Raw genomic sequence first — 9,758 nt, 5'->3', positions numbered from 1 at the left:
GTCGCCGATGTCGAGCCGGGCGGCGATGGCGACGGCGGTGGCGGCGTGGTCGCCGGTGATCATCTTCACCCGGATGCCGGCGGCGTGGCATTCGGCGACGGCGCGGATCGCCTCCTCGCGCGGCGGATCCACCATGCCGAACAGGCCGAGCAGCGTGAGCCCGCCGTCCACGTCCTCGAAGTGCAGCGCGCGGTGTTCGTCGCCGGCCGGCCGGAAGGCGACCGCGAGCACGCGGCTCCCGCGCTCCGCCAGTTGCCCAATCAGGCGCTCCCAGCGGCCGCGGCGTAGCGGTCGGTCCTCGCCGGCCTCGCGCTCGTGCACGCACATCTCGAGCACGCGCTCGGGCGCGCCCTTGACGTATACGAAACCGTGGCCAGCATGATCATGATGCAGCGTGGCCATGAAGCGGTGTTCGGATTCGAACGGGATCACGTCGGTGCGCGGGCGCTGTTCGGTCTCCCGTCGTGCCTCGAGGCCGGCCTTGCGCGCCGCCACCACCAGCGCGCCCTCGGTTGGGTCGCCGTCGATCAGCCACTGACCGTCGTGTTCGCGCAGGCCGGCGTCGTTGCACAGCAGCCCGGCGCGCAGCAGCTCCAGCAGTTCGGGGCACTGCTCGGGGTCCACCGCCGTGCCGTCCCGCGTGAGCTCGCCGCGCGGCTCGTAACCCACGCCGGTCAATTCGTAAATGCCATCGGCGGTGACCACCGACTGCACCGTCATCTCGTTGCGCGTGAGCGTGCCGGTCTTGTCCGAACCGATACAGGTCACGCTCCCCAGGGCCTCGACCGCCGGCAGCACGCGCACGATGGCGTTGCGCCGCGCCATGCGCTGCACGCCCATGGCGAGCGTGATGGTGATGATCGCCGGCAAGCCCTCGGGAATGGCCGCGACCGCGAGCCCGACCGCGGCCAGGAACATGTCGGCGGCGGCGTAGCCGCGCAGGCCCGTGCCGAGGGCGAAGGTCAGCGCCGCGAGCGCCATGATCGCCAGGCTCAGCCAACGACCGAACACCGCGAGCTTCCTCAACAGCGGCGTCTCGATCCGCTCGACTCCGGCGAGCAGCTCGGAGATGCGCCCGAGCTCGGTGGCGTCGCCCGTGGCCACCACCAGCCCGGTGGCCTGGCCGTAGCTCACGAAGGTGCCGGAGTAGGCCATGCAACGGCGGTCGCCGAGCGCGACCTCGTCCGCGACCGGCGCGATCGCCTTCTCCACCGGCATCGACTCGCCGGTGAGCGAGGCCTCGTCGACACGCAGGTTCTTCACCCGGATCAGGCGCAGGTCCGCCGGCACGCGGTCGCCAGAGTGGATCTGGACCACGTCGCCAGGGACGATCTCCTCGGCGGGAATCGTGATCGAACGCCCGTCGCGCAACACCAGCGAACGCAGCGACAACATGCGCCGGATCGCCTCGAGCGCGCGTTCCGCCTTGCCCTCCTGGATAAAACCGACGATGGCGTTGATCACGACCACGCCCACGATCACCCCGGTGTCCACCCAGTGGCCGAGCAGCGCGGTCACGCCCGCGGCCGCGAGCAATACGTAGATCAGCACGTTGTGGAATTGCAGCAGGAAGCGCACGAACGGCCCGCGACGCTTGCGTTCAGTCAGGAGATTGGGTCCGTGGCGATCGAGGCGCAGACGTGCCTGCTCTCCGCTCAATCCGGTCTCGGAGGTCTCAAACCGCGCCAACGCCGTTACGGCGTCGATACCGTGGGGCGCAATGGCGTTGTCGGTGGTTTCGGTGGTTGATGTCATTCAGACCGTTGGCGGGATCATCTGCTCCATGACGCGGCAAGCCGGAAAAATTTTTCGTCGCGACCCAACCTTAACCCAGGATGTGTGCCGGGCCAACCCGGCGGACGTGCGGCGGAATCAGTTGACCACGCGGTTGATCTGTATATTGAGTTTCTTGATGCGGTGCCACAGGCTGCGCTCCGAAATCCCCAGGTGTTTGGCGGCGCGGGCCTGCACCCCATGACACTGCGATAACGCTTCCCGGATCGCCCCGCGTTCGACTTCTTCCAGCCAGTGATCCAGATTTTTATCGCCGGTTTTTTTTGGCGAGAATCTTTCACCGCTGTTGCCCGCCCCGGTACGCGCCATGATCGTCATCGGCAGATCGTCCACTTCGATCGCCCGTCCCCGGCAAGACAGCAACGATCGTTCCACGGTGTTTCGCAGCTCGCGGATGTTTCCGGGCCATCGGTAGCGCTGCAATACCTCGAGCGCCGCGGGGGCAAATTCAGACACCTGTTTGTCCATTTCGGCGGCAAGCTCTTGCAAAAAAGTTTTTGCCAATAACGGAATGTCCTCGCGCCGCTGGCGTAAAGGCGGGACGACGATGCTGTAGACATCCAAACGATAAAGCAGGTCTTCACGAAACTTCCCTTCGCGCACGAGCTCTTTCAGGTCACGATTGGTCGCGGTCAGGAACCGAACGTCAACGGGGCGCACCTGATCCGATCCCACGGGGGAGAATTCACGCTCCTGCAACACACGCAACAATTTCGACTGCAGCGACATGTCGAGATCGCCGATTTCATCAAAAAAGAACGTTCCACCCTGGGCCTGTTCAAGTCGGCCAAGGCGTTTCTGGGCGGCACCGGTGAACGCACCCTTGACATAGCCAAAGATCTCCGACTCCATGAGGTCGCGCGGTATCGCGGAGCAGTTGATGGCCACCCAGGGACGGTTGCGTCGGGGTGAAAGGTCGTGAATCGTGCGCGCGACCAGTTCCTTGCCGCTGCCCGACTCCCCCGTGATCAATACACTGGTCTTGTATGGCGCAACGCGTCGAATTTCCTCAAGCATTAATTTGGCGGCGTGGCTCTCGCCGATCATGCGTTGCGCGCCGAGCGACTCGCTCACCGCCGCTTTGAGCTGCTCATTCTCTCTCAGAATATCGCGCAACTTGATCGCATTGTGCACCGCGATTTCGAGCTGCTCCGGTTCGAAGGGCTTGGTAAGATAATCCGCCGCGCCATCATGGATGCTTTTTACAGCGGAGCGAATCGTGCCGTGGGCCGTTATGATGATGACCGGCACATCCGGGCGTTCCTTGCGACAGTTGATGACGAATTCTTCACCGCCCATTCCCGGCATCTTGAGATCGGACAACACCACGTCGAGATTGGGATTATGCACGTCCGCGAGTGCCGCCTCGCCACTATCCGCGACCAGCACCTGATGACCGGCGCCCTCCAGAACCATGCGGATGACCGCCTGCATGTTCTGCTCATCGTCGACCACCAGAATCGTGCGTTTCATGACGTAGCCTCGCTATAAACCGGGAATCGCATGACAAACCGTGCGCCACCGCGCTCCGGAGGCATGGCCTCGAGTCGGCCTCCGTTAGCCTCCGCCAGGGTGTAGGCGATGGAAAGACCAAGACCCGTTCCCTGATCCTTGGTCGTGAAAAACGGCTCGAACAAACGCGGCATGATTTCCGCGGCCACGCCTGGCCCGTTGTCCTGGACCGAAAGCACGATCTGTCCGGCGGCCACTTCGGAAAAAAGCCTGATTTCACGGTCTTTTCCATCCATGGCCTGGATCGAGTTCGTGAAGATATTGCTCCATGCCTGGAGCAGCAGGCCCGGATCAGCCATGATTTTTACGCCATCGTGATTGAATTTCTTATGCACCGTTACCGGATCCACGCCCGCGAGCACCATCTCGAGCGCCCGTTCCATGGGTTGAGTCGGGTCAACAACGGCGAAAACGGGTTGGCGATGGCGCGATAGCTGCAAGAAATCCTGCACCAGGTTCGACACGCGCAGGCTTTCTTCACGGATCATGCGCGTGAGCTCCGCGCTCCGGCCGGGATCGTTTCCCGGTTTGTCGAGCAATGCCGCCGAAGCATTGATGACGCCGAGGGGGTTACGGATCTCGTGCGCCAGCGCAGCCGACATCTCGCCCATGGCGGCAAGCTTGTCCTTCTGAAACCGCTGCGTCTGCTCGTCACGCGTGTCGCGCAGGCGTGCCGCCATGGCATTGAATGCCTTGGCCAGGTCGCCCAGTTCGTCATTCGAATTAATCGGCACGTTGGCATTAAAGTTATGCCCGGCGAGTTGCATGACACCATTGCGGAGATACTGCAGGGGGCGGACGACCAGTCGGGAGAGTAAAAATCCCGCCAGGACACCGATGATAATCCCTAACAGCGAGATGAGAAGAAACAGGGCGATACGGTTGGTCAACACTTCCTGGAAACCCCTCCGTTCGAGCCCGCTGAACATGATCGCTTCGACGCGACCCGTGGGATCGACAATAGGCGTATACAGCCCGCGGTACGCGCCTCCTTCCGCTTCCTGGCTGTAATAGGATTTTTTCTCTTTCTCGATGGTAAAAAAAGCCTGCTTCGGGAGATCCTTCAAAGTGGTAATCTGACCCGGCGAGGAAAACAGGTCGTAATATTTTTTTCCCTCGCGGTAATAGAGGCGCGCATCCAGACCCGTCAGCTGCGCCAACTCCGTCATGAAATTCTCCCCGAGCAAACTGCCCAGCACGAGGTAATACCGTGGCTTGCCAACGCGCGGAACCGGCGTGATGCCGACAGCGGCCAACATGGTTTTCTGCTTGCGCACGACCTTGAGTACGGCTTCAGTCTGACCGCGTTCCCACAGGGGGCTTACCGCTACCGGCAGCGAGGAATACAACAGTTTCTTGTCCGCTGAATAGAGCTGTATGAGGTTGATGCTCAGTTCCTGGGAGATACGCCGTATTTGAAACGGGATCGCCGCTTCCGGATCGCGCTCGAGATCGTCGATAAACGCGGGATCGTCCACCAGCACGCGTCCCAGCATGCTGGCGTCATTTTGATACGCCTGCAACCAGTTCTGATTCGCACGGGCCGCGTCCACGATCCACTGCTGGAGGCGGTTTTCAAAACTGATGGATACCCACTCGGCAGCCAGCCAACCGGCCACCAGCATGGGCACAATCACAATGATGGAAATAACCAGCAGGATCCGGAATTGGAGGCGTCCCAGTTTGAAATGGCGCGAGGGCATAAATTTACTCAAAATGTTGCAAGCCACAAATAATGATGCTCGCTACAAAAAACAAGCATAACGCAGTTGCGGAGATATCTATAACCAATTGATTAGAATTCGATTCCATGCCCATAACACATGGCACAGCGATTGCAATTGAATGCAGGCCGATGACGAATGTTTTTCGGTAATTCCACCGTCTATCGGCATCAGTGATCATAAAACTAAACCTTTAAGGAGCTACGTTAATTATGAAAAAGCCGCTAACCACCCTGTTTGCCCTGACCTTTGTCCTGCTGTTTGGTTTGGTAAATGTCGCCAGCGCTATGAAGCACGAGATGCCGGCAGGCAAAACGGATATGAAGAAGGAACAAAAAGCTGACAAAGCCGTAATCAAGGCTTGCAAAGACAAGAAAGCCGGCGATGTCGTAACCGTTAATGGTAAAGAAGTGACATGCCCGGAGAAGAAGGCAATGAAGAAGAAGTCCACCGAGAAGAAAGCGGCCCCGGCCACACCGGCAACGCCTGCTCAACCGGCGAAATAATAGTTTTTATTCTCGCAGTACAAAAAGCGCCCCGAACCGGGGCGCTTTTTTTAAGGAACGGTGCGCGGGGATTGTGACGACAACACCCTGACAGTTCTTCGGACTTAGCCAGAGAGTGCTATTTCCCCACGGTGAGCACACGCTGACCGGCCAAGCGAATGGTGAGTATTCCCGCCAGACAAACCAGCAACGCACCGGCAAAAGAAAATATATCCAGGATTTCCCCCCAGAATAGGCCGCCCACCATGGCCGCGAATACCACCGTGGAGTACGTAAATGGCCCGACCTGAGCGGCCGCGGCGCAGGAATAGGCGCGCGTGAGCAACGATTGGGCCATGCTCGCGAGCACCCCCACGGCCAGCAACGATATCCAGAGACCGGGTTCCGGTGCCTGCCAGCGCCAGATGAGCGGCACGGCGGATACCACGGTGCACACGGCGCTGAAATAAAAAACGATGCGCAAAGTGGGCTCGCTGCTCGTGAGGCGACGCACGCTGACCACGGCCAGGGCCGCGAAAAATCCCGAGGCCACGCCGATGAGCGATACCGGTTCAAACAGGGCCATGCCCGGTTTCAGTATCAACAAGATACCCAAAAAACCAATGGCGATGGTCACCCATAAACGACCGGAAATTTTCTCTCCCAGCCACAAAACCGAGATGAAAGGAACAAACAGCGGCGAAGCGTAATTGAGCAGCGTGGCTTCGGCCAGAGACATGTGGGCGATCGAATAGAAATAACAATACATCGCCGTCAAACCGGCCAGTCCACGCAACAGGTGTCCCTGCAGTTTTTGCGTCTTCAGTTGACCGAACCCGCGCTGCCATACCCACGGAAACAGCACCAACAGCCCCAGAAAACTGCGGAAGAAAACCACCATTTCGTTTGGCAAATGGGCGGAAATGTATTTGATGATGCCCCCCATCGTGGCAAACAACAGGCCCGAGGCGATCATCAGGGTTGCCCCGCGTTTAAGATTGTCCGTCTGCACAGTAAGTAAGCGCTCAGCCGCCGGTGCGCAGCAGCCATTCCCGCGGATCGGGATGCAGATAAGTCTGACGTGCGATATAGGGATCCGGGTAACGCCGGAAGTGATGTTTGAGCAGTGTCAGCGGCGACGCCAGGGGCAATACGCCTTGTCGATAGGCATGGATCAACTCCAGCAGTTCAGCCTTGTCGATGGCATCCAGCTCTTTTTTCAAATATCCCATCAGATGCATCATTACATTGGCATGTCGCGCCGGCGTTGCCAGACGCTTCATTGCCGTCATGAAGCGGCTGATATAGTCATGCCGCAGCTCGTTTGGGGTCCTGCTTCCGGCCCGTGCCACGAGACGACCCAGGGCACGATAGGACTCGACGTCGTGGGCCATGAGGGCCAATTTATGGCGCGTGTGAAAATCCACCAAGCGGCTGGCGGTCAGACCGCTCGCCACCAGGTCCTGCCAGCGCCGGTAGGCAAACACGCGCTCAATGAAATTTTCCCGCAAACGGGGGTCACCGAGCCGGTCCTCTTCTTCCGCCGGGAGCCATGGCCGAACGGCGAGAAACGCCTCGGCGTAGATTCCCCGCCCGTTCTTGGCGGGGATACCGGTGCGCTGATAGATCTTTACGCGCTCGATTCCGCAACTCGGCGAGTTGCCCTTGAAGACGTAACCGCTCAGGTCGACTAGCTGGCGAGCCTGTCGTCTTCCGTAGGTAGCGAGTTTGTCGGTCACATCGAGGGAGCCGTCTTTCACGCCGATAGCGCGCGGCGACTCGGGCGATCCCACCAGCCGGATCGGCGGGCGCGGGACACCCAAGCCGATGGCGACTTCGGGACAGACGGGGACCCATTCAAAATACATCCCGAGCGTTTCGCTAAGATAACTGTCCTGCTTGTGGTTCCCGTCAAAACGTACTTTCTGACCCAGCAGACAACTGCTGATGCCAAGGCGGATTCGAGAGCTGCGCACGTTCGTGATGTTCGAATAAACCGGTTCGATCGATACCGACATTCTAATGCAGACCTTGCGTGTTGCTGCAATTTGTCCGCCGCGATGTCTTTTAAACCAGGAATGTTAAAGTACGACTTATGATGATCCCCCAGCTTGTCGCCCACCGGGGTTACCCCCGCCACTATCCCGAGAACACGCTGATCGGCATCGAGGCCGCCGTCGCGGCGGGCGCCCGTTTCGTCGAAGTGGATGTTCAAATTTCCCGTGACCGGGTGCCGGTGCTGTTTCACGATCGCGGGCTGCGGCGTATCTGTGGCGTGGATGGCCGAATTCGCGATTATAGCCATGACGAACTCTGGATGTTGCGGGCCAGCGAACGCGAAAAATTCGGCGACCGCTTCCGGGACGTGCACCTCACACGGCTGTCGGAACTTGGGCTGTTTCTCAGCCGTCATACCGGTGTCAAATGCTTTATCGAGCTCAAGCGCGCCAGTCTCGAATACTTCAGCACTGAAACTACTCTGGACCTCGTTCGGGCCGCGCTTAACCCGGTGCTAGCGCAATGCATTTTGATTTCTTACGCGCTGGATGCGTTGTGGGTCGCGCGCCGGCACGGCTTCGCCGAGCTGGGCGTGGTCATCGATAACTGGGAAGAACGAAACCAGAAACGTGTTGTCGAGATCGGCCCGCGGTATCTTTTCTGCGATTCCGGTGGATTACCGCGGAATGGCATGATCCGTTTCGAAGGCGCCCAACTTGTCATCTTCGAAGTGGCGGATCCGGTCGTGGCGCTGGACCTGGCCGCGCGCGGCGCGGATTTTATCGAAACCTTCGCCATCGGCGAGATGGTGCAGGGTTTGGCGCGCCTGTCGGCTGCTCCCTGATGTCAACCGACAGCTACGAGACGGTGGTCATCGGCGGCGGGATTCACGGGGCGGGCGTCGCCCAGGCCGCGGCCGCCGCAGGATACTCCACCCTGCTGCTGGAGCGGAAAGGCGTCGGCAGCGGCACCTCCAGCCGATCGAGCAAACTGATTCACGGCGGGTTGCGTTACCTGGAAAGCGCCCAGTTCGGACTTGTGCGCGAATCGCTGCATGAACGGGAAATTCTGTTGCGAATCGCGCCCGAACTGGTGCAGCCCGTGGCGTTTTTTATCCCGGTTTACACTTTTACTCAGCGTCGGCCCCTGACGATACGCGCGGGGCTGATCCTCTACGCGGTGCTTGGCGGACTTTCCCGCGGTGCGCGTTTTGAAACCATTCCGCGAGCGCAATGGAACGAACTCGACGGGCTCGATACCCGCCAACTGCAGAAGGTGTTTCGCTATGAGGATGCACACACCGATGACGCTCTGCTGACGCAGGCGGTGGTACGCTCGGCGCAGAAACTGGGGGGGACACTGCACTGCCCGGCCGATTTTCAATCGGCGAGTCGCAACAGCAACGGATATGAAATCCGCTATCTCTGGAACAATAACGAGATCACCTGTCATGCGCGTACGCTGGTCAACGCGGCCGGTCCGTGGGTGAACCTCACCCTTGAGCGGGTGACGCCGCGACCGCCGATTGTTCCGGTGGATCTTGTTCAGGGGGCGCACATCGTCGTTGAAGGAGAAACCCGCCGCGGCGTGTATTACCTCGAGGCACCCCGTGACCGCCGCGCGGTATTTGTCATGCCCTGGCAGGGTCAAACGCTGGTCGGTACCACTGAAACCCCCTTTGCGGGTAACCCGGCGGGAGCGCAACCGCGCGCGGACGAAATCGGTTATTTACAAGAAATTGTCGCGCGTTATTTTCCTGATCGGCACAACCGCTTGCTGGACAGTTTTGCCGGGCTGCGCGTGCTGCCCCGCGAGCCAGGACCGGTGTTTCACCGCTCACGCGAGACCGTCCTGCATCCGGACGATCCAAAGCAGGTGCGGCTTGTCACGATTTACGGGGGCAAACTCACGGGATACCGGGCCACGGCCGCCAAAGTGATCCGCCTGCTCAAAACATCGCTGCCCGCGCGCCCGCCCATCGCCGACACGGCGGCTGTCAGTTTATTGCCGTGACTGGCCAATATTCTCTTTTCCGATCTACCAAATAGCATCGGTATCCTTGTGAAACTCATTGCTGCAAAAACACTTTTTTCCTTCGGACGGAAATCGCTTGTCAGATGTCCCCATCTTTCACAGAATGTCGGTAAAATAAATAACGCGTGAGCGCCAAACAGGGGTGCAGGAATGAACGGGGTGCAGGAATGAACGGGGTGCAGGAATGAACGGGGTGCAGGAATGAACGGGG

General features: G+C 59.7%; 8 protein-coding genes. 3 read left to right on the top strand and 5 right to left on the bottom strand.

Annotation, left to right across the window (positions count from 1 at the left end):
- The 3 genes from WD823_RS01120 to WD823_RS01110 form a co-directional block, all read right to left on the bottom strand.
- On the bottom strand, nucleotides 1–1,755 hold a 1,755-nt coding region (locus tag WD823_RS01120), incomplete at its 3' end, for an HAD-IC family P-type ATPase (RefSeq protein WP_368427642.1).
- A gap of 117 nt (nucleotides 1,756–1,872) precedes the next feature.
- Nucleotides 1,873–3,267: a sigma-54-dependent transcriptional regulator gene (locus WD823_RS01115; RefSeq protein ID WP_368427641.1), complete on the bottom strand. Its 1,395-nt coding sequence runs from the start codon at nucleotides 3,265–3,267 to the stop codon at nucleotides 1,873–1,875.
- Nucleotides 3,264–5,009, bottom strand: a complete 1,746-nt coding sequence (locus WD823_RS01110; RefSeq protein WP_368427640.1) for a sensor histidine kinase — start codon at nucleotides 5,007–5,009, stop codon at nucleotides 3,264–3,266. Before WD823_RS01110 ends, WD823_RS01115 begins: the two co-directional genes overlap by 4 nt.
- A gap of 233 nt (nucleotides 5,010–5,242) precedes the next feature.
- Between WD823_RS01110 and WD823_RS01105 the strand changes: the two genes are divergently transcribed.
- Nucleotides 5,243–5,536, top strand: a complete 294-nt coding sequence (locus WD823_RS01105; RefSeq protein WP_368427639.1) for a hypothetical protein — start codon at nucleotides 5,243–5,245, stop codon at nucleotides 5,534–5,536.
- Between the two features lie 118 nt (nucleotides 5,537–5,654).
- Here WD823_RS01105 and WD823_RS01100 read toward each other — a convergent pair whose 3' ends face one another.
- Nucleotides 5,655–6,527, bottom strand: a complete 873-nt coding sequence (locus WD823_RS01100) for a DMT family transporter (RefSeq protein WP_368427638.1) — start codon at nucleotides 6,525–6,527, stop codon at nucleotides 5,655–5,657.
- 13 nt (nucleotides 6,528–6,540) lie between these two features.
- Nucleotides 6,541–7,533: a YbgA family protein gene (locus WD823_RS01095; protein ID WP_368427637.1), complete on the bottom strand. Its 993-nt coding sequence runs from the start codon at nucleotides 7,531–7,533 to the stop codon at nucleotides 6,541–6,543.
- A gap of 77 nt (nucleotides 7,534–7,610) precedes the next feature.
- Here WD823_RS01095 and WD823_RS01090 point away from each other — a divergent pair, with 77 nt between their 5' ends.
- Nucleotides 7,611–8,357: a glycerophosphodiester phosphodiesterase family protein gene (locus WD823_RS01090; RefSeq protein ID WP_368427636.1), complete on the top strand. Its 747-nt coding sequence runs from the start codon at nucleotides 7,611–7,613 to the stop codon at nucleotides 8,355–8,357.
- Nucleotides 8,357–9,526: a glycerol-3-phosphate dehydrogenase/oxidase gene (locus tag WD823_RS01085; RefSeq protein ID WP_368427635.1), complete on the top strand. Its 1,170-nt coding sequence runs from the start codon at nucleotides 8,357–8,359 to the stop codon at nucleotides 9,524–9,526. The genes WD823_RS01090 and WD823_RS01085 overlap by 1 nt, the downstream gene beginning before the upstream one ends.
- Nucleotides 9,527–9,758 lie beyond the last annotated feature (232 nt).

The organism is Sulfuricaulis sp. (assembly GCF_040901545.1).
Taxonomy (GTDB): domain Bacteria; phylum Pseudomonadota; class Gammaproteobacteria; order Acidiferrobacterales; family Sulfurifustaceae; genus Sulfuricaulis.
Note: the sequence above shows the minus strand (reverse complement) of the source record. Positions and strands in the feature narration are given on the sequence as shown.

Coding starts and splice junctions, on each gene's coding strand:
- WD823_RS01105 (WP_368427639.1), top strand. CDS start 5,243: ATGAAAAAGCCGCTAACCACCCTGTTTGCCCTGACCTTTGTCCTGCTG.
- WD823_RS01115 (WP_368427641.1), bottom strand. CDS start 3,267: ATGAAACGCACGATTCTGGTGGTCGACGATGAGCAGAACATGCAGGCG.
- WD823_RS01090 (WP_368427636.1), top strand. CDS start 7,611: ATGATGATCCCCCAGCTTGTCGCCCACCGGGGTTACCCCCGCCACTAT.
- WD823_RS01085 (WP_368427635.1), top strand. CDS start 8,357: ATGTCAACCGACAGCTACGAGACGGTGGTCATCGGCGGCGGGATTCAC.
- WD823_RS01095 (WP_368427637.1), bottom strand. CDS start 7,533: ATGTCGGTATCGATCGAACCGGTTTATTCGAACATCACGAACGTGCGC.
- WD823_RS01110 (WP_368427640.1), bottom strand. CDS start 5,009: ATGCCCTCGCGCCATTTCAAACTGGGACGCCTCCAATTCCGGATCCTG.